The following is an 18,604-nucleotide window of genomic DNA, read 5'->3' as shown; positions in this document are numbered from 1 at the left end:
CGGCGACGCGGCGGTTCAGGAGGCAGCGGTGACATCGCAGATCACGTCCTCGTCCACGTCCGCGTCCACGAGTGAGGCGTGGCCCCGGCTCAGGGTGACGGACTGGACCGGCACCCGGGACACCCTGCACATGTGGACCCAGGTCGTCGGCAAGATCAGACTCGCCCACGCGCCCCTGGTCAACCACTGGTGGCAGGTCACCCTGTACGTCAGCCCACGCGGCCTGACCACGTCCGCCATCCCCTACCGCACCGGTGCCTTCGACATCGAGTTCGACTTCGTCGACCACCGGCTGCGTATCCGCAGCACCCGCGGGACCACCCGCGAGGTCGCCCTGGAGCCCAAGACGGTCGCCCGGTTCTACGGCGAGACGATGCACGCCCTCGACGAACTGGGCATCGAGGCACCCATCCAGGCCCGCCCGAACGAGGTGGAACTGTCCATCCCCTTCCCCGACGACGACCGGCACGCCTCGTACGACCCCACGGCCGCGCACCTGTTCTGGCGCCAGCTCGTCCAGGCCAACCGCGTCATGAGCGAGTTCCGCTCCCGCTTCGTCGGCAAGGTCAGCCCCGTGCACTTCTTCTGGGGCGGCATGGACCTGGCCTGCACCCGCTTCTCCGGCCGCCCCGCCCCACGGCACCCCGGTGGCGCGCCCCACTGCGGGGACTGGGTGATGGAGGAGGGCTACTCCAAGGAGCTCAGCAGTTGCGGCTTCTGGCCCGGCGGCGGAGAGGAGGGAGCCTTCTACGCCTATGCCTACCCCGAGCCCGAGGGCTTCGCCGAGAGCACCGTCACGCCCGGGGAGGCCTACTACAGCAGGGACAACGGCCAGTTCCTCCTCCCGTACGAGGCGGTGCGCACCGCCGCCGACCCCGACCGCGCCCTCATGGGGTTCCTGCAGAGCACCTACGAGGCGGCCGCGGAGCACGGACACTGGGACCGAGCCGCGCTGGAGGACGACCCGCGGCGGTGGGACCACGTACTCGACGTACGGCGGTGAGCCCGCGACGCCCCGGTCGGTGGCCCACGCCGCCCGGCCGGGCCGCGCCGTGGGCCGTCCTGCCCGGGCCTTGCCAATTCCGCAAGCGCTCTGTCCGGGCCGCCGGGAACCTGCATGATCGTTGTTGTCGGGTCCGTGGCCGTTGGCCGTCGGCCGCCCGCCGTCGGTCAGCGGCCGCCCGGCCCTCGGGGGCCGCCGGAACGACACCGGGCCCGGGTACAGCCCGCACGCTCACCGTGTCCGTCTCCGCCGCGCGAACGGCCCAGGAGGATCCATGCCGCAGACACCCCCGGCCGACCACACACCTTGGGGGGCCGCCACTCCCGGCGCGGCCGCCGCCGCTCGCGGCGCCGCCATGCCGCCCGGCCCCTCCGCCACACCGGACTCCACCCTCGCACCGGACCCCGTCGCCACACCGGACCCGGCCCCCGCGGGGGACTCCGCCCTCGCACCGGACCCGGCCCCCACGCCGGGCCCCGCCCGCGGCGCGACCCCGGCCCACCGTGCGCACGACGCCCACCGCGGGCAGCTCACCCACCGCCTGGTGCCCTCGCCCGCCGGCCGCACGCACCTGGTGGAGCAGGGCGAGGGGCCGCTCGTGCTGCTCGTGCACGGCTTCCCGGAGTCCTGGTACTCGTGGCGCCACCAGATCCCGGCGCTGGCCGCGGCCGGCTACCGGGTGGCCGCCGTAGACGTGCGCGGATACGGCCGCTCGTCCAAGCCCGGTGAGGTCGGCGCCTACCGGATGCTCGACCTGGTGGAGGACGCCGCCGCCGTGGTGCACGCCCTGGGCGAGCGCTCCGCGGTGATCGTCGGGCATGACTGGGGCGCGAACATCGCGGCCACCTCCGCGCTGGTGCGGCCCGAGGTGTTCCACGCCGTGGGGCTGCTGAGCGTGCCCTACACGCCGCCCGGCGGGCCCCGGCCCGGCGAGGTCTTCGCGCGGATGGGCGGCCCGGACGAGTTCTACGTCTCCTACTTCCAGGAGCCCGGCCGTGCCGAGGCGGAGATCGAGCCCGACGTCCGGGGCTGGCTGGCGGGCATCTACGCCGCGCTGTCCGCGGACACCATGCCGGCCCCCGGCGCGCCCGACCCGCACTTCGTCGGCCCCGGCGAGAGGCTGCGCGACCGCTTCCCGGCCGACCGCCTGCCCGCCTGGCTGACCGAGCGGGATCTCGACGTCTACGCCGGAGAGTTCGAGCGGACCGGGCTGACGACCGCGCTCAACCGCTACCGGAACATGGACCGCGACTGGCACGACCTCGCGGACCTCGCGGGCGCACCCGTCACCCAGCCGTCGCTGTTCGTGGGCGGCGCGCTGGACGCCTCCACCACCTGGCTGGAGGACGCCATCAAGGCGTATCCGACCACGCTGCCCGGCCTCGTGGCCTCCCACATCCTCGAAGGCTGCGGCCACTGGATCCAGCAGGAGCGCCCCGATGACGTCAACCGGCTGCTGACGGACTGGCTCGGGACCCTGCGCCCGTGACGTGGGCCCACCACCCCGGGCCGGCGGCCGGAATCGGTACCTCCGGAACGACCGCCAGGGGCGATGTGGCACGGTGAGCAGGTGAACCGCCGACGGAGAGAGCACCGGCGACGGATCACGCAACCGATCACAGCACACCGAGCACAGAGGAGGACGAGCCGTGTCGAACCCACCGCTGTCCGAGGCCGCCATCGCCATGCTGGAGAAGCCGAACCCGGCCGTCATCGCGACGGTACGCGCGGACGGTCAGCCGGTGTCCACCGCCACCTGGTACCTCTGGGAGAACGGCCGGATCCTGGTCAACATGGACGAGGGCCGCAAGCGGCTCGAGCACCTGCGCAACGACCCCCGTGTCACGCTGACCGTCATCGACGACGAGGACTGGTACACCCACGTGAGCATCATCGGGCGCGTCACGGAACTCGTCGACGACAAGGACCTGGCCGACATCGACCGGCTCGCGCAGCGCTACCTCGGCAAGTCCTACCCGCAGCGGAGCCGTGACCGGGTCAGTGCCTGGATCGAGGTGGACCGCTGGCACGGCTGGGGCAGGCTCAAGGACAGCAGCCAGCCCGGCTGACCGGCACCCGGTTCGTCGGCCGGGGCGGCGGGGCGGGGACACGGAGTTGGGACTCCTCCCGCCCGCCCCGGCCATGTTCGCACGGGCCGTCGCTGCCTTCGGCGCGCCGGCCTCAAGCCCGTCGTGTGCACGCGCCACGCCTCGCCGTGTACCTCCCGTCCCGGGGCCCGCGCAGGCGCGTGCGTCCCCGGCCCGGGTGACGAGCACAGTGAAGGGCGCCCGCTGACCTGAGTACGACTTCCGGCGTGGGCGCCCTTCCGAACGGCACTCTACGTGTGTGCCGGCGCCGCCATGACCTCGTACTACCCGATCGGGCGATCATCAGATCGGGCGATTGTCCTCACCGGCCTCGAACCAAGACTGGGCCGGTCCGCGGGAACCGAACGCCGCTGCCGGCACCGGACCTGACGGCGTCGTACCAAGCCCTGACGGCGCCGAGCCCCCATCCGGTACCGTCCAAGAAAACCGAACACCACGGGCATGCGAACGAGGGGGACATGGCGCGCGACAAGGACCTGTCGAACGGGCGGGATCCCCGGGTGCAGCACCTGATCGAGCAACTGCGCCTGCTCAAGGACGTCAACGAACTCAGCATCGCCCGGATGGCGGCCAGAACGGGATACAGCAGGGCGTCGTGGGAACGGTACCTGTCGGGCCGCAACCTCCCGCCGAGGGAGGCCGTGGAGCGGTTCGCGGTGGCCTGCGGTGTGGACCCGACGCGTCTGCTGACGCTCCATGAGGTGGCGGCCGATGCCTGGGCCGCATCGAAGACGGCGTCCGCCGGCCCCGCCGAACCCCCTCCTTCCGCGGAACCCGGTCCCCGCGGGCCGGGGTTCCTCCGGCATCGCACGAGACGCGTCGCCGCCGTCGCCGTCGCCGTACTGGTGGTGATCGCCGGCACGGTCCTCCTGGTGGTCCGGCCCTGGCACCACGAGGAGCCGACCGCTGCGCCCCACTACTCCTGCCACCTCACCAGCAGCGGCGGCCGCCTGTACGCGGGCCTGAGCGAAACCCGTACCGCCATCGTCCAGGAGGGCATGGCCGGCCGGCAGGTCGCGGAGGTGCAGTGCCTGCTGCGGCACGTGGGGTTCTCCCCGGGGGACGTCGACGGCGTGTACGGCGAGATGACACAGCGTGCCGTCCGGCGCCTGCAGACGAAGGACGGACTGGTCGTCGACGGTGTGGTCGGCCCCGACACCTGGAGAGCACTGCGGGGATGACCGGTGCCGATCTGCCACCCGAAGCCGCGCGGCTCGCGGAGGGACTGCGTGAGGTGAGGAGCCGCTCGGGCCTGAGCCTGGCCGCGCTCGCCGCCAAGACCACCTACAGCAAGTCCTCGTGGGATCGGTACCTGAACGGCAAGTCCCTGCCGCCCCGCAAGGCGATCGAGGAGCTGTGCGCCCTGAGCGGCACATCCCCGCGGCGCCTCCTGGTCCTGCGGAGCCTCACCGCCCGACACGACGGGAACGCCTCACCGGCCGCGCCGCCCGACGACTCGGAACCCCCGCCCCGCCCGACCATACGGACACTCCTGGGCCGCGGGGCACTGCCGGCGGGCATCGTCCTCGGCTGCCTGGCGGCGGCCGGAGGCCTGACCATCGCGCTCTGGCCCACCTCGGCCCCACCCCGTCCGGGCGTGGGCTGCCACGCCACGTCCTGTGAGGGAAAGAGCGCGGGCAGCACCTTCTGCGCCCGTCATCTCACCACCCTCGATTCCCGGCACGCCCCTTCCGGCGAGCAGGTGGACATCCGCTACAGCCGCCCGTGCGGGGCCGTATGGGTACGGCTGAGCCGCTCGCACGTGGGCGACCGGGTCACGCTGACCACCGGCAACGGCCCGGCACAGCGGGTCCGCGTCATGGACACCTATGACGCGCAGGGCTACCTCTCCACCCCCATGGCCGCCGTCACCGCCGGCCACACCGTCCACGCCTGCGTACACCCCGCCACCGGCCGCACCACGTGCTTCACCGCGCGTGTCCGCTGAGGGCGCGGTGGCCACGGCCGCCTGGCCGGCACGGCGGCCGGCGGGCGCCGTGGGGCGTGCGTCACGGGGCGTGCCTCACGACCGGGCGTGCCTCACGGGGCGTGCCTCACGACCGGGCGTGCGTCACGGCAGGGTGGTGCGTTCGACGGGCCGTGCGTCACGACCGGCTCCGTAGGAATCGGCGACACGGGGACGGACGGATGTGTGGACGGATTGAGGTCGGCACGCTTGTTGCCGTTCGCTTCACTCGTTAACTTCCTTCTCGTATGTGGCACGCGTTCGGCTATCTGAACAACTCCCATCCTGAGGAAGGCACTTCACACATGAAGAAGCCCTTGAGCCGCCGCACCTTCCACCAACTCTCCGCCGCTCCACTGCTCGCCGCGCCGGCCGCGGCCCTCGCAGCGGCTCCCGCGCGGGCCGCGTCGCCGGCTTCGACGCGGTCGGCACGCTCCGCCTCTGTGGAGGCCATGCGCCGAGCGGCCGTCCACATGGACCGGGTCGTCTCCTACCGCGGGGCGTACGTGTGGAACTACCTCCCCGACCTGTCCGTGTCCTGGGGGGAGATGGAGGCGCGGCGCTCGATGTGCTGGGTCCAGCCGCCCGGCACGCCCTCGATGGGCCACAGCATGCTCGACGCCTACCACGCCACCGGCGAGGAGGTCTTCCTCAGGGCGGCCGAGCGCACCGGACTCGCGCTCGTCAAGGCCCAACTCCCCGCCGGCGGCTGGAACTACGTCCATGACTTCGCAGGAGAGGCCTCGCTGCGCGAGTGGTACGCCACGATCGGCGCGAACGGGTGGCGGCTGGAGGAGTTCCAGCATTACTACGGCAATGCGACGTTCGACGACGCGGGCACCTCGACCGCGGCTCAGCTGATGCTGCGCCTCTACGTGGAGCGCCGCGACCCGCGGTTCGGGCGTGCGCTCGAGCGGGCGATCGACTTCGTACTGGCGGCGCAGTTCAAGGGCGGGGTGGCGGACGGCGGCTGGCCGCAGCGCTTCCCCGCGTACTCCGGGTCGGTGAGCCGCACGCCCTGGCCCGAGCATCGTCCGCCGTGGCTGCCCGGGGACGCCCAGCACGGCATGGAGGACGGCGACTACACCCACCATGTGACGTTCAACGACGATGTGCTGGGCGAGAACATCAAGTTCCTCATCATGTGTGTGTCCGCGCTCGGCCGGCGCGACCTGGTCGCGCCGGTGCGGCGGGCCATGGAGTGCCTGCGCCGTATGCAGCAGGCCGCGCCACAGGCGGGGTGGGGGTTGCAGCATCTCTCCCGCGCACAGGGCGGCAGACCCGCCGGGGCCCCGGCGGGGGCGAGGTCGTACGAACCGCGCGCTCTGACGACGCACACCACGCAGACCAACATCCAGCAGCTTTTCCACTACTTCCGGCTGACCGGGGACCGCACGTTCCTGGAGCGTGTCCCCGACGCACTCGACTGGCTGGAGACATGCCGTCTGACGCCCCAGCAGATCGCCGAGAACCCCCTGCTCGCCGGTGACACCCACCCCACCTTCGTGGAACTGGGCACCAACCGGGCGAAGTTCACGCACCGCTTCGGCTCCAACATCCGCAATGGCGCCTACTACTACGACTACGACCACCACGACACGCTCAGCCACTACTCCTCGGGCCGCTCCATCGACGTCGAGGGCATGCGCGCCACACACGCGGAGCTTGCGGCCCTGAGTGATGCGGAGGTGGCGGACCTGCGGGCCCGCTCACCGCTGACACCCGGGGTCAGCGTCCCGTTGCCGGCCTTCTACTCGGTGCGCGACATCCAGCTGTCCGACCTCCTGCGGGGCGCACCGCTCGACCTGCCCGCGGTGTCCGAGGCGGAGGCCGCGGACCTGGTGGCCCGCCTCGGCACGCGCGACTACTGGCTCACGCCGCTCGAAGCGGTCACGAACCCCTACCGTGGCCCCGGCACGACAAGCCCCTACGACGGCGGGGCCTACATGAGCAGAAACGTCGGCGACCTCCGTGACACCTCGCCCTACGACCCGCAGAAGCCGCCGGAGGAGCGCCCCTACATGCCGCGCGAGAGGCCGCTGGGCATCAGTACGTCGGCCTATATCGCGAACACGGGGAAGCTGATCGCCTACCTGCACGGGAACTGACGACCCGCTCCCACCGGCCTGTCCGCCCCGCCCGTCCGACACCGGCCACCGTGCTCGCCGCAGCACCGCGGACCACGCGCGTGCGGTTGGCGGCACGGCCCGGGGCGGGCGCCGCGGGCTGGCCGCCACGTCGTGCGGCCGGCCGCTGCACGGTCGGTCGCGTGCCGGTCGGGACCACCGCATCGCGTGCGCATGGTGCCCGTGCGGGGGAGTGGCGCTCGAGGGAACCGGGGTGGAAGCGCCGGGCACACACTCCGCCCCGCGCCGCCGCCGGCACCACCGACCTCACTCGACCGGCGCCGCACAGACCGGGCCCGGCATCAGCCGCCGGGTGTCGGGGAGGCGACGGGGCTGTGGTGGCCGGCACGGTTCACCGCGCGGATGCCGAAGAACACGTTGTCCTTGGACAGGTCCACCGTGTACCTGGTCACTTGGCCGACCTCGATGACATGCGTCCATTCCGGTGCCGTCGTCTCGCGCCACACCACCTCGTACCCGGCGAGGTCGGGCTCCGTGCCCTGCTCCCAGACCAGTTCGGTGTCGTTGGTCAGGTTGCTGGTGACGATCTTCGCGCCGCGCGGGGTGCCGGGAGCCTGCGCGAGGCTCCACAGCGTCGCGCCGTTGACCCGGGCGACTCGTGCGATGTAGTCGAAGTCGCAGAACTCGGGCAGGTCCCCGTACTGCTTGCCGTTCTCGACGCGTACGTCCTGGTGCTGGTGGGCGAAGTCCTCCGCGGGCTCGGTGAAGCGCGCTGCTGGGTAGGCGCGTTCGAGGAACGGGATGTGGTCACCGCCGCGCAGGTAGCGGTCCCGGCGGTAGATCACGCGGACCCGCACGTCGGTGGCGTCGTTGTCCGCGACGTCGCGGACGAACCGGGCGAGCTGGCGCGTGGGTGAGTCGTTCTCGCCGCCGACCGAGAGCCGCACATCGGCCTGCTCGGGCGTCTCCGAGGTGGGCACGCCCTCCGCGAACAGCCGCACGGTGTGCGGGTCGCGGGTGCCGTCGTCGGCGCGGGAGCTGCCGACGATGTCGTTGGTGAACATCCCCTGGACGTCCGCGCCCGCGGCCTTGAAGGACTCGGCCAGGTGTGTGGCACCGTACAGCCCCTGCTCCTCGCCCGCGACGGCGGCGAAGACGAGCGTCGCGGCGGGCCGCCGCCGTGCCATGACCCTGGCGAGTTCCATGACGACCGCGACCCCGGAGGCGTCGTCGTCCGCGCCCGGCGCATCGCTGGTCGCGTCCATGACGTCCGTGCACCGGGAGTCGTAGTGGCCGGAGACGACGTAGATCCGGTCGGGGTCGGTGGCGCCGCGGAGGGTGGCGACGACGTTCGTGATACGGGTCGCGGTGGGGATGCGGGAGGCGGGTTCCTGCACGTACGACTGGAGCTCGACGGTCATCCGCCCCCCGGAGGCCGCCGCGTAGGCGCTCAGTCGGCCGTGGATCCAGTCGCGCGCGGCGCCGATGCCGCGGTCCGGGTCGTCCTGGGTGGAGAGCGTGTGCCGGGTGCCGAACGCGGCGAGTCTGCGTACGGTCGCCTCGATCCTGTCCCGGTCGATCTCGGCCAGCAGCTCCCGCAGTTCCCGGTCGGGCCGCTGGGCGGTGGCGGCCCGGTCCGCGGTGTCCCTGGCGGGGGCCGCGGCCGCTGGGGTACTCCCCGTGCCAAGGGGCACGCCTGCCGCGACCGCCGCGGCGGCGGTCGACAGCACGGCTCTTCGGGTGGTGGGCGTGGGATCGGACATGGCGGGTCCCTAAGAATGGTTGGCGGTCCGGGAGGACCGGGTGTGGCTGATGTCGGGTTGCCGTTGATGGCTCGAGAGGACTGGCCGCCCGGTCCTCCGGGACGCTCCGACCACTGATTGAGAACTGCGGTCATCGCTGGTTAGGGACCTGTCGGCGGGGTGTTCTTCGGGCCATGCAGTGATGGTCACGAGGGATACGGAGCGAGGGACTTGAGCACGCGGCAGGCGCGGATATGGGTCGGCATCGACGCTGGCAAGGGACACCACTGGGCAGTGGCCCTCGACGCCGACGGCGAGACGCTGTTCTCCACGAAGGTGATCAACGACGAGGCCCAGATCCTCGCCCTCATCGAGACCGCCCGCGAGCGGGCCGACGAGGTCCAGTGGGCGGTGGACATCTCCGGCCGGGCCTCCACACTGCTGCTGGCTCTGCTGGTCGCCCACGGCCAGCAGGTCGTCTACGTGCCGGGCCGCACGGTCAACCGCATGTCCGGCGCCTACCGGGGTGAAGGCAAGACCGACGCCAAGGACGCGAAGGTCATCGCCGACCAGGCCCGCATGCGCCCGAAGGACTTCGCCCCGCTGGACACGCCCCCGGAGCTGGTCACCACCCTCCGGGTCTTGACCAACTACCGTGCTGACCTCATCGCCGACCGGGTCCGGCTGATCAACCGGCTCCGTGACCTGCTGGTGGGCATCTGCCCCGCTCTGGAGCGGGCCTTCGATTACTCCGCGGCCAAGGGCCCGGTGGTCATGCTGACCGAGTACCAGACCCCGGCCGCCCTGCGCCGGATCGGCGTCAAGCGGCTGACGACCTGGCTGGAACGGCGCAAGGTCCGTGGAGCCCAGGCGGTCGCTGACAAGGCGGTAGAGGCCGCCCAGTCCCAGATGACCACGCTGCCCGGCGAGAAGCGGGCCGCGAAGCTGGTCTGCGACCTGGCCCACCAGCTCCTGGCCCTGGACGAGCGGATCAAGGACAACGACCGGGAGATCCGCGAGACCTTCCGCACCGACGACCGCGCGGAGATCATCGAGTCGATGCCCGGTATGGGGCCCATCCTCGGCGCCGAGTTCGTCGCCATCGTCGGTGACCTGTCCGGATACCGTGACGCTGGCCGCCTCGCCTCGCATACCGGCCTTGCCCCGGTCGCCCGCGACTCCGGCCGCCGCAGCGGCAACTACCACCGGCCCAAGCGCTACAACCGGCGCCTGCGGCACATCTTCTACCTGGCGGCCCAGACCGCGATGATGCGGCCCGGCCCCTCCCGTGACTACTACCTCAGGAAGCGGTCCGAAGGGCTGATCCACACCCAGGCCCTGCTCGCGCTCGCCCGCCGCCGGGTCGACGTGCTCTGGGCCATACTGCGTGACAAGAGGCTGTTCACCCCCGCCCCACCGGTCACGCAGGCGGCTTGACTTCGTCATTGAGATTCCTTTCCATGACTGCGACGGATGGCACCTCGGGCCCATAGTCATGTCCAGAACAATCCACGACAAGACCGCGACCACCCCGGCGTCGTGCGATGTCGGATCAGGCCCGCAGTCCCTACCGGTCGACGCCCCCGCTCGCCCCGCCGCGCGGCCTGGCAGCCCGGGCGTGGCGGGACACAGGCCCTGTGCGGCCGTTGATGCCGGCGGGCGCCCACCATGCACGGCAACCCCCGTCCGTGCCGAGCCGGGCCCGCCGGCGGCAAGCAGAGCTACTGTCACCCTCGGAGCTCTTTCTTCTTTCCTTCGTCCTGCGGGCGGCGTGCATCGAAGCGAGGGGTGACGGCTGGTCAGGGAGAGAACGACGGTCGTGGTGGTCGGCGGCGGGCCCGCCGGGCTGACCGTGGCCGGCCTGCTGCGCCGCTGTGAGGTGGACTGCATCGTGCTGGTACGCACCCTGATGGCCACCGTTCTGGAGGAAGGTGGCGACCTGCGCTTCGACGCGGCCGAGGTGGGGCTGCACGACCTGCCCGCCTGGCCAACCTCACCTCCGACAGGGGCAGAGACGGGGGCAGAGGTAGAGACGGAGACGGAGGCGGAAACCGAGGCGGAGACGGGGGCGGAGACAGAGGCAGGCCGCGTGGTCGGCGGACGCGTCATGGGTATCGCGCACCGCGGCCAGAGTGTCGGACGCCGCTTCGGCCACGCGTCGCCCCGTTCCTGCTGCGGCGAGCTCGCCGATCACCTGTTCGACTCGTTCGGTGTCTGGCCGGTCATGCACGGAGCGGCGGATTCAGAACGGAGTCATACGCCCGATCAGGTCGATCGGCTCGTATGTGGGCCTCGAGCAGGGCGTGAACGCGCTCATTCGGCGCCGTTCGGGTGGCCGGGAGGCGAGTCCGTGGTGTTCTCCTTGGGGGGTGCGGGGCGCCGGTAGGAGAGGCCCCCGAGCATGAACAGCAGGGTTGCGACCACGATGGCGATGACGCCCAGTGCGTAGCCGATGGTTTCCAGTGCGATCACAACGCTCTCCGAGATGCCCGGCCAGATTGGTGTCTTTCCTGCATTCTGGACTAATCGCGTCTTATCGGCTAAATGATCTATGCGGCGGGGGCGCTCACCGGCGGCGCCCCGCACGCGGCAGCCGGGTGCTCGGCCTCACAGACCGGAACTGGCCGGCGAATCCGTGCCCGCCCGCGGGGAAGGAGGCGTGCGGGGGCCGGCCGGTGCGGGGGCCGGCCGGCCGCGCCGGCCCCCGCGGTCGTTCAGTGGAACGAGCGGTGCGGACGCGGCAGGTCGGCCCGGGCCGGGCCCTGCCAGCTGCGTTGCGGCGCGAACAGCGTGTCCGCGGACGCCGACCGCGTGGGCGGGACCACAGGCAGGGTGATCCCGCTGCCGGCCAGGTCGACGGAGACGGCTGCGCCGGTGGCACGGTCGGACTGCACGTCGTCGTCGGTGCCGATCAGCACCAGGGCCAGCCGGTGCCCCGCCTTGAAGGTGTAGTCCTGCGGCAGCGTCTCCCACGTCACGCCGTAGGCCTTGCCCGGTGTCAGCGGGGCCGGGCGGCTCAGCGAGAGGCGGTTCTGTGCGTCGATGTAGCCGCGCGCGACCACATTGACGTCCGAGGTCACCGTGTCGGTGACCACCTGCCTGTAGCAGGCGTCGTCCACGGCCGTGCTCTGGCCGTGGCAGTCCTCCGTGCCCAGGGTCTTCACACCTTCACCCGCGCCGAGGTAGTTGATGCGGGTGTCGGTGCCGTAGTCGACGAGCAGCGCACCGAGGTTCGCGGTGGGCTTGTCGAGCCGCACCGAGAGGCTCACCTTCGGCGTCCCGGAGACCCGCAGGTCGTGCGCGAGCGGCGGCGTCGTGTAGGCCAGGCGCCCTGGCACGGTCGTCTCGGGGGCGGCGACCGCGGTGTCCTCGGGCAGCAGGGTGTCCGTGTACGTGCCGGTTCCCGAGCCGGCGCCGAGGCCGAGGGAACCGTCCGCCTGCGGGTGGAACGTCATGGGCGCCGCGCCGGGCGCCGGCCAGTCCTTCTGTGTGGCCCACTGGTCGGGGCCGACCTCGACGTCGGCGCGCGGCTGCCGCATGATGTCGTTGGGAATGCGCCACAGCCAGTGGTCGAACCACTGGTGGAGGGTGTCGACCCAGGCGTCGCGCCGGTAGTCGAACGGATCGACGTGTCCGTACTGGGAGAGCCACACCTTGCGTGGCACGCCCTGCTCCGCGAGCGCGGACCACCAGGTGGAGAACTGGTTCGGCTTGACGTTCAGATCATTGAGGCCCTGCGCCGCGAAGACCGCGGCGTGCACCTTGCGTACGTCGGCGACGGTGCCGTCGCGGTAGTCGCGCTCGGCCCAGAAGGCGTTGTAGTCGCCGGTGGCGTCGTCCTGCCCGGCTGCCAGCTGCTGCTGCACGGCCGCGCACTTCGCGGGCGGATCGGTGTCGACGGTGTCGGCGAGGCCGTCCTCCTCACCCCGCGTCAGGAGCGTGCCGTTCATGCGGCTGTAGTCGTACCAGGAGCTGATGGCCGAGATCGGCACGATGGTCTCCAGGCCCTGCACGCCGGTCGCCGCCACCGCGTTGGCGAGGGTGCCGTCGTAGGACTTGCCGATCATCGCGGTCCGACCGTTCGTCCAGGTCGCCCTGGTCTGCTTGCCGTCGGCGTCGAAGGCCTTGGCGCGCCCGTTCAGCCAGTCGACCACGGCCTTGCCGCCCAGCACGTCGGAGGCACCGCCCGTGGTGGGGCAGCCGTCGGACTTCGTGGTGCCGTCCATGTCCACCTGGAGCACGGCGTAGCCGCGCGGCACGAAGTAGTTGTCGTAGAAGAGGGGGAACTTCGCCGGATTCCCGTCGGCGTCGTACGTCTTGCGCTCGGACTCGTTGCCGCGGCCGAGGTTGTCGTAGTAGGGGCTCTCGTCCATGATGACGGGGACCTTGAGCCCTTCGCCGCTCTCCTTGGGCCGGATGATGTCGACCCGGATCAGGTCCTTCTTTCCGTCGCCGTCCGAGTCCACGCTCGACTGGACGTTGACGTACTCCCTGATGGCGTCCTGGTAGGAGAAGACCGGCTGGGTGCCGTCCGCGGTCACCTTGATGGAGTGTTGCTTCGCCGCCGCGTGCGCGGCCGGCATCCCGGCCGCCGCGAGTGCGGCCGTGATGACGATCGAGCCGAGGACTCTTCGCCGTGACAATATGCGCATGCAGTAGCCTCCTGCCACCCTGGGCTGTTACCGGGAGACTGTACGGGTCACCGACCGGGCACCGCCTCCAACACCCGGAATCCATCCGGGCGAACGACTGATACACGCGGCAACCGGATGGACTGGTTCACGCTGCGGGCATCGGCCGGGAAGATCAGGCGTATCTTCTCAGCATGCGCAGCGCAGGGCCCTGTCGTTCTCGCGATCGGTGCGAAACGATCACGTGGGTCCGAGGGCGGCCGGCGTCCGGTTCCCGGCCGACCCTGAGGGCCAGGCCCACGGCGTCCGCCCCGGACTGAAAGCGGACCGCGTAGGGCGGCACCCCGCCCGTGCCACCGCCGAGGAAGCCCCGTCCCCACGCCGAGCGCCGCCCTGCTCCAGGGTCAGGGGCACCCCGGCTCCGTGCCGGCCAACCATGACGGACGGGGCGGCGTACGCCGACGCGGTGTCGGAGTACGCCGCCCCGGACGGGGGCGTGCTGCCGGAGGCGGCGCGTGCGGTGCTCCCGGCTATTCCGGGTCGCGGTTGAAGACCGCCTTCGACCAGAGGTAGCCCAGCACGGTGAGGACGAGGCACCAGGCGATCGCGAGCCACCCCTCGTTGCCGATCGGGCTGCCGAGCAGCAGCCCGCGCAGGGTCTCGATGGCCGGCGTGAACGGCTGGTACTCGGCGATCGGCTGGAACCAGCCCGGCATCGCGTCGATCGGGACGAAGGCGCTCGAGACGAGCGGCAGGACGATCAGCGGCAGCGCGTTGTTGCTGGCCGCCTCGGCGTTGGGGCTGACCATGCCCATTCCGACCGCGATCCAGGTGAGCGCAAGGGCGACCAGCGCGAGCAGGCCGAACGCCGCCAGCCACTCAAGGGCCGTGGCATCGGTGGAGCGGAAGCCGATGGCCGCGGCGACGGCACCCACGAGGACCACGCTCACGACGGACTGCAGCACGCTGCCGATGACGTGCCCGATGAGTACGGACCCGCGGTGGATCGCCATCGTGCGGAAGCGGGCGATGATGCCCTCGGTCATGTCGTTGGAGACGGACACCGCGGTTCCGACCACGGTGCCTCCGATGGTCATCAGCAGGATGCCCGGGACGAGGTAGGCGAGGTACTCGGAGCGGTCGGCGCCGCCGCTGCCGATGCCCGCGCTCATCACGTCGCCGAAGACGTAGACGAAGAGCAGTAGCAGGACGATGGGCGTGAGCAGGAGGTTCAGGGTGAGGGACGGGTAGCGCCGGGCGTGCAGGAGGTTGCGGCGCAGCATCGTGGACGAGTCGCGCACAGCGAGGGGAAGGGAACTCATCGGGCAGCCTCCTCGGGCTGGCCGGGCCGGGTGGACGGGCCGGGTTGGGCGGAGCCGGTCAGGGCGAGGAACACGTCGTCGAGGTCGGGGGTGTGTACGGTCAGCTCGTCCGCCTCGATGCCGGCCGAGTCCAGCCGGTCCAGGAGGGAACGCAGCTCGCGCTGGCTGCCGTCACCGGGGATCTGCAACGACAGCGCCTCGTCGTCCCTGGTGACCTCGCGCAGCGCGCCGGCGGCGTTCCGGTACGCGGCGGGGTCGGCGAAGCGGAGCCGGACGTGGCCGCCGGGAACGAGCCGCTTCAGCTCCTCGGCGGTGCCCTGGGCGGCGATCTTGCCGTCGTTGAGCACGGCGATACGGTCGGCGAGTTCATCGGCCTCGTCCAGGTACTGGGTGGTGAGGAAGACGGTGACGCCGTCGGAGACCAGTTCGCGGATGATCTGCCACATGGTGTGGCGGGAGCGGGGGTCGAGGCCGGTGGTGGGCTCGTCGAGGAAGATGATCCGCGGGTCGCCGACCAGGGTCATGGCGATGTCGAGGCGGCGCCTCATGCCGCCGGAGTAGGTGGAGGCGGGCCTCTTCGCCGCTTCGATCAGGTCGAAGCGCTCCAGCAGCTCGGCGGCGGTGCGGCGGCCCGCACGCTTGGACAGGTGGTGCAGGTCGGCCATGAGGAGCATGTTCTCCTCGCCGGTGATCAGGCCGTCGACGGCGGAGAACTGCCCGGTGACGCCGATCGCGGCGCGTACCCCGTCCGGTGATGCGGCCACGTCGTGGCCAGCGACCTGGGCCTGGCCGCCGTCGGCGGCGATGAGGGTGGACAGGATCCGCACGGTGGTGGTTTTGCCCGCTCCGTTCGGCCCGAGCAGCGCGAACACGGATCCGGCCGGTATGTGCAGATCGATGCCGTCGAGCACGGTCTTGTCGCCGTACGACTTGCGCAGACCGATGGTGGAGACGGCGGCTGGCGGCTGCGGACCGCCCGGCTGCCTGGACGTGGGCATGACAGATGAACGCATGGAGTCCTGCCGTTCGGAGGTGGAGTGACGGGGAAGTGGGCGAGCGGGCGGGGCCGGTGCTCAGCCGCCGGCGCGGCGCACGTCGATGTTGCCGTAGCGGGTCCGGGCGCGGATCTTGACGGTGTCCTCGGAGTCCCCGGGGGTCTCGGACACGGTCAGCGTGTTGCGCACCTGGCCGTGGTCGGAGCTGACGTCGAGCCAGGCGGCGGTGCCTTCACGGATGCCGACCTCGATGGCCCCATAGGAGGTCTCCAACTGGACGGCGCCGCGAGCGACGTCGGTGACGCGCAGCGTGCCGTGGGCGGTGGTGGCGGCGACCGAGCTCTCCGCACGCCGGATCTCGATGTCGCCGTTGGCGCCGCTCACCCGCAGGTCACCGGTCGCGGCGCCGACCGTCGTGGTGCCGTGGGAGTTCTTCAGGACGGCGGGGCCGTCGACGGTGCCGACGCGCAGGCTGCCGGAGCTGGTGGTGATCTCGGCCAGGCCCTCGATCCGGTCGACGGTGATCGAGCCGTGGGCGGCGGTCAGCTGGAGCGGTCCGGTGGTGTCGAGGCGGACGTCGCCGGAGGAGGTCTTCACCCGGATCTCACCGAGCCGGCCCTCGCCGAGCACCTGGGCCCAGGCGCCGGTCATGTCGATCCGCGAGCCCGTGGGTAGCTCGACCGTCACGTCGACGGTGCCGGTGCGGCCGAACAGGTGGCGCTGCTTGGGCGTCCTGACGGTCAGGACGCCGCTCGCGTACGTGACCTCGGTCTGCTCAGCCGACCGCACGTCCTGGTCCTTCTTCAGGTCGCGGGGCTGCACCTCGACGACCGTGTCGGGGCGGTCGCCCGCGGTGAACCGGATGGAACCGGCGTCCACGTGCGCGGTAACCGAAATCGGTTCGGGAGTGTCGAAAGAAGGCATGGCTGTACCGTCCTCATGGGTCCTGGATCGTCCCCGCTGGTGGGACGTGGTGTGGGTGACGTGGGTAGGCGAACCGCAGCGGGCGAAGTGGGGCAGGCGAAGTGGGGCAGGTGAAGCGGGGTGGGTGAAGCGGGGTGGGGAAGTGGTACGGGTGCGGCTAGCGCACCCAGCCCGTGAAGCTCTGCCCGATGGTGCGGGTCCTCTGCGTCGTGCGCGGCGTGCCACCGCCGTCGACCGCGGCCGACACGGCCCGCACCAGCCACGCGTTGACCGACAGGCCCTCGCGGCTCGCGGCCTCCTCGGCGCGCGCCTTGAGGTGGGCCGGCAGACGCAGATTGACGCGGGCGGTGCCACCTTCGTCGCTGTCGGCGGGCGCCTGCGCCCTGAGCGGTTCGACGGGCGCGGCCGGCTCCGTGGGGCCGCCGTCGGCGGGCGGCGGTGTCACCACGAAGTCGGGGTCGAGCCCGCGTAGCCGTACGTCGACCGAGCCGGGGGCGAGCTCGCGGGTGATCTCGTCCATCGCCGCGGAGAGCACGTTGAGCATGGTCAGTCGAGTCGCCGACTCCAGAGGAGCCGTGAGCCGCTCGGCCAGCTCGCGGGCATCTTCCCCGCCGGCTTCGGCGGCCACCGCGAGTTCGCGGCGGAGGGTGTCGACATACGGGGTGAGGTCCATGGCGTTATAGTGGCACCACAATGGCGCGATGCGCAAGCCCAGATGGCGCCTTATGGGGCACGAGCTGGAGGATGTCCCCCTGACCTGGGCGAACGTCACGGGGGTGGCCCGAGTTATCGCGGTCTCACCCGTACTCAGATGCTCTCCAGGAGCGCCGAATGGTGCCGTTTGGGCGCCATGTGGCACCGGATGGCGCTACGCGATGCCATATCTGGATGCTGCGTAGCGCCATGTGGTGTCACAAGGAGGTCCTCTGGCTCCGCCCCGCGGTCCACCGCTGAGCGGCTGGAGAAGACCGCCGCCCGAGAGGGCTTGCGCGGAGGATGCGGCTCGTCAGTCTTGGTGTGCCTCGGACAGGGCCTCGGTGATCATGCGGGTGGCGAAGTCCGGGTCGTCGGTGAGGCGGTTGATGTGCTCCGCGAGCAGGAAGGCGGTGGCTTCCAGGGGAGTCATCTCTTCGTCGGTCCAGTATCCGTACTGTTTGCGCCACAGGTTGGGGCTCAGGCCGGTGCCTGCGGCGACGACCAGGCCGGCCATGGTGGGAATGACCTCGGGGCGGATGCTCTTGGGCATCATGCGCATCGTGGCCACGAGGTTGGGCACCACGCACGCGATGACGTCCTCGTTGTGGTCCTCGTAGGCCATCCGCAGCCACTGCATGAACATGTAAATGAGTGTGCACGCGCCGTCCAGTACGTCATCGACTCCGCTGGGGCCCAGGGAGGCGGCGAACTGGTCGATCAGCGCCCGTTGTTCGGGGTCGATCCTGGTCTTGCCGTCGTGGACGGCTTTGAGCCGAGAGTCGATCATCATCAGCGCTGCGCTCACATCGCCGGCGAGAGCGTGCTGTGGGTCACAGGGCGATGACACAGGAGTCCTCCTCATGTGGCTGCGGTGGGCAGCGCGGCGTGTCCGTACAGTAGGCCGCCGATGAGGCAGGGGGTGGCGAATGCCATCGATTGTTCCCCGAGGTCTGTCAAGTGCTCTCTTCGAGCGTTGTATCGCGACGGCCCACGATCATTCCTGACAGTTCGCGAGTTCGGCCTGCGGGTCGTCCGCGAGGTCTTCTCGAACCGTGCTGAACGATCAACAGGCCCCGAGGGTCGTCGCCGACGCCGGCGAAGCGTTGGTGACTGCCGGCGCGGCGGGAGCT

The 18,604-nt window shown here is 71.2% G+C and carries 16 protein-coding genes; 8 read left to right on the top strand and 8 right to left on the bottom strand.

Translation table 11 applies throughout. The features are described from left to right. Positions 1-28: 28 nt before the first annotated feature. The 6 genes from ACSMXW_RS00255 (at position 29) to ACSMXW_RS00230 (ending at position 7,185) form a co-directional block, all read left to right on the top strand. Positions 29-1,003 (top strand): DUF5996 family protein, encoded by a 975-nt coding sequence (locus ACSMXW_RS00255; protein ID WP_485802984.1) that lies wholly within the window; start codon positions 29-31, stop codon positions 1,001-1,003. A 274-nt stretch (positions 1,004-1,277) separates the two neighbouring features. Continuing rightward, positions 1,278-2,492: an alpha/beta fold hydrolase gene (locus ACSMXW_RS00250; protein WP_485802982.1), complete on the top strand. Its 1,215-nt coding sequence runs from the start codon at positions 1,278-1,280 to the stop codon at positions 2,490-2,492. Between the two features lie 160 nt (positions 2,493-2,652). Beyond that, positions 2,653-3,072, top strand: coding sequence for a PPOX class F420-dependent oxidoreductase (locus tag ACSMXW_RS00245; RefSeq protein ID WP_485802981.1), 420 nt, complete (start codon positions 2,653-2,655; stop codon positions 3,070-3,072). Between the two features lie 497 nt (positions 3,073-3,569). Further along, entirely contained in the window at positions 3,570-4,292 is a 723-nt protein-coding gene (locus ACSMXW_RS00240; protein WP_485802980.1) for a peptidoglycan-binding protein, read from the top strand. After that, positions 4,289-5,059, top strand: a complete 771-nt coding sequence (locus ACSMXW_RS00235) for a helix-turn-helix domain-containing protein (RefSeq protein WP_485802978.1) — start codon at positions 4,289-4,291, stop codon at positions 5,057-5,059. The genes ACSMXW_RS00240 and ACSMXW_RS00235 overlap by 4 nt, the downstream gene beginning before the upstream one ends. A gap of 323 nt (positions 5,060-5,382) precedes the next feature. After that, a complete protein-coding gene (locus tag ACSMXW_RS00230; RefSeq protein ID WP_485802976.1) occupies positions 5,383-7,185 on the top strand; it encodes a pectate lyase in 1,803 nt (600 codons plus the stop codon). Between the two features lie 320 nt (positions 7,186-7,505). Here ACSMXW_RS00230 and ACSMXW_RS00225 read toward each other — a convergent pair whose 3' ends face one another. Continuing rightward, positions 7,506-8,927 carry a M20/M25/M40 family metallo-hydrolase gene (locus tag ACSMXW_RS00225; RefSeq protein WP_485802975.1) on the bottom strand — a complete coding sequence of 474 codons (1,422 nt, stop codon included), beginning with the start codon at positions 8,925-8,927 and terminating at the stop codon, positions 7,506-7,508. Between the two features lie 210 nt (positions 8,928-9,137). Here ACSMXW_RS00225 and ACSMXW_RS00220 point away from each other — a divergent pair, with 210 nt between their 5' ends. Both ACSMXW_RS00220 and ACSMXW_RS00215 read left to right on the top strand, forming a co-directional pair. Then, positions 9,138-10,343, top strand: a complete 1,206-nt coding sequence (locus tag ACSMXW_RS00220; RefSeq protein ID WP_485802973.1) for an IS110 family RNA-guided transposase — start codon at positions 9,138-9,140, stop codon at positions 10,341-10,343. Between the two features lie 382 nt (positions 10,344-10,725). Beyond that, on the top strand, positions 10,726-11,292 hold the full coding sequence (locus ACSMXW_RS00215; RefSeq protein ID WP_485802971.1) for a hypothetical protein: 567 nt from the start codon (positions 10,726-10,728) through the stop codon (positions 11,290-11,292). Here the strand turns inward: ACSMXW_RS00215 and ACSMXW_RS00210 are convergent. The 7 genes from ACSMXW_RS00210 to ACSMXW_RS00180 all read right to left on the bottom strand — a co-directional run bounded on the left by ACSMXW_RS00210 (position 11,220) and on the right by ACSMXW_RS00180 (position 18,321). Further along, entirely contained in the window at positions 11,220-11,378 is a 159-nt protein-coding gene (locus tag ACSMXW_RS00210; protein ID WP_485808586.1) for a hypothetical protein, read from the bottom strand. The genes ACSMXW_RS00215 and ACSMXW_RS00210 overlap by 73 nt on opposite strands. Before the next feature lie 242 nt (positions 11,379-11,620). Continuing rightward, complete coding sequence (locus tag ACSMXW_RS00205; RefSeq protein ID WP_485802969.1) at positions 11,621-13,558, bottom strand: Xaa-Pro dipeptidyl-peptidase; 1,938 nt, start codon at positions 13,556-13,558, stop codon at positions 11,621-11,623. A 509-nt stretch (positions 13,559-14,067) separates the two neighbouring features. Then, on the bottom strand, positions 14,068-14,859 hold the full coding sequence (locus ACSMXW_RS00200; RefSeq protein WP_485802967.1) for an ABC transporter permease: 792 nt from the start codon (positions 14,857-14,859) through the stop codon (positions 14,068-14,070). After that, entirely contained in the window at positions 14,856-15,857 is a 1,002-nt protein-coding gene (locus tag ACSMXW_RS00195) for an ATP-binding cassette domain-containing protein (RefSeq protein ID WP_485808538.1), read from the bottom strand. Before ACSMXW_RS00195 ends, ACSMXW_RS00200 begins: the two co-directional genes overlap by 4 nt. Positions 15,858-15,932: 75 nt before the next feature. Then, complete coding sequence (locus ACSMXW_RS00190; protein WP_485802966.1) at positions 15,933-16,778, bottom strand: DUF4097 family beta strand repeat-containing protein; 846 nt, start codon at positions 16,776-16,778, stop codon at positions 15,933-15,935. Between the two features lie 157 nt (positions 16,779-16,935). Then, positions 16,936-17,451, bottom strand: a complete 516-nt coding sequence (locus tag ACSMXW_RS00185) for a toxin-antitoxin system HicB family antitoxin (protein WP_485802964.1) — start codon at positions 17,449-17,451, stop codon at positions 16,936-16,938. A 333-nt stretch (positions 17,452-17,784) separates the two neighbouring features. Further along, a complete protein-coding gene (locus ACSMXW_RS00180) occupies positions 17,785-18,321 on the bottom strand; it encodes a hypothetical protein (protein ID WP_485802962.1) in 537 nt (178 codons plus the stop codon). Positions 18,322-18,604: the final 283 nt, after the last annotated feature.

Source organism: Streptomyces sp. DSM 116793 (assembly GCF_057320905.1).
The sequence above is the reverse complement of the archived record's forward strand: the minus strand, read 5'-3'. Positions and strand labels throughout refer to the sequence as shown.

Bases quoted from the DNA above. Each gene is read 5' to 3' on its own strand.
- ACSMXW_RS00195 (WP_485808538.1), bottom strand. From the start codon at position 15,857: ATGCCCACGTCCAGGCAGCCGGGCGGTCCGCAGCCGCCAGCCGCCGTC.
- ACSMXW_RS00200 (WP_485802967.1), bottom strand. From the start codon at position 14,859: ATGAGTTCCCTTCCCCTCGCTGTGCGCGACTCGTCCACGATGCTGCGC.
- ACSMXW_RS00205 (WP_485802969.1), bottom strand. From the start codon at position 13,558: ATGCGCATATTGTCACGGCGAAGAGTCCTCGGCTCGATCGTCATCACG.
- ACSMXW_RS00250 (WP_485802982.1), top strand. From the start codon at position 1,278: ATGCCGCAGACACCCCCGGCCGACCACACACCTTGGGGGGCCGCCACT.
- ACSMXW_RS00230 (WP_485802976.1), top strand. From the start codon at position 5,383: ATGAAGAAGCCCTTGAGCCGCCGCACCTTCCACCAACTCTCCGCCGCT.
- ACSMXW_RS00240 (WP_485802980.1), top strand. From the start codon at position 3,570: ATGGCGCGCGACAAGGACCTGTCGAACGGGCGGGATCCCCGGGTGCAG.
- ACSMXW_RS00225 (WP_485802975.1), bottom strand. From the start codon at position 8,927: ATGTCCGATCCCACGCCCACCACCCGAAGAGCCGTGCTGTCGACCGCC.
- ACSMXW_RS00190 (WP_485802966.1), bottom strand. From the start codon at position 16,778: ATGCCTTCTTTCGACACTCCCGAACCGATTTCGGTTACCGCGCACGTG.
- ACSMXW_RS00185 (WP_485802964.1), bottom strand. From the start codon at position 17,451: ATGGACCTCACCCCGTATGTCGACACCCTCCGCCGCGAACTCGCGGTG.
- ACSMXW_RS00235 (WP_485802978.1), top strand. From the start codon at position 4,289: ATGACCGGTGCCGATCTGCCACCCGAAGCCGCGCGGCTCGCGGAGGGA.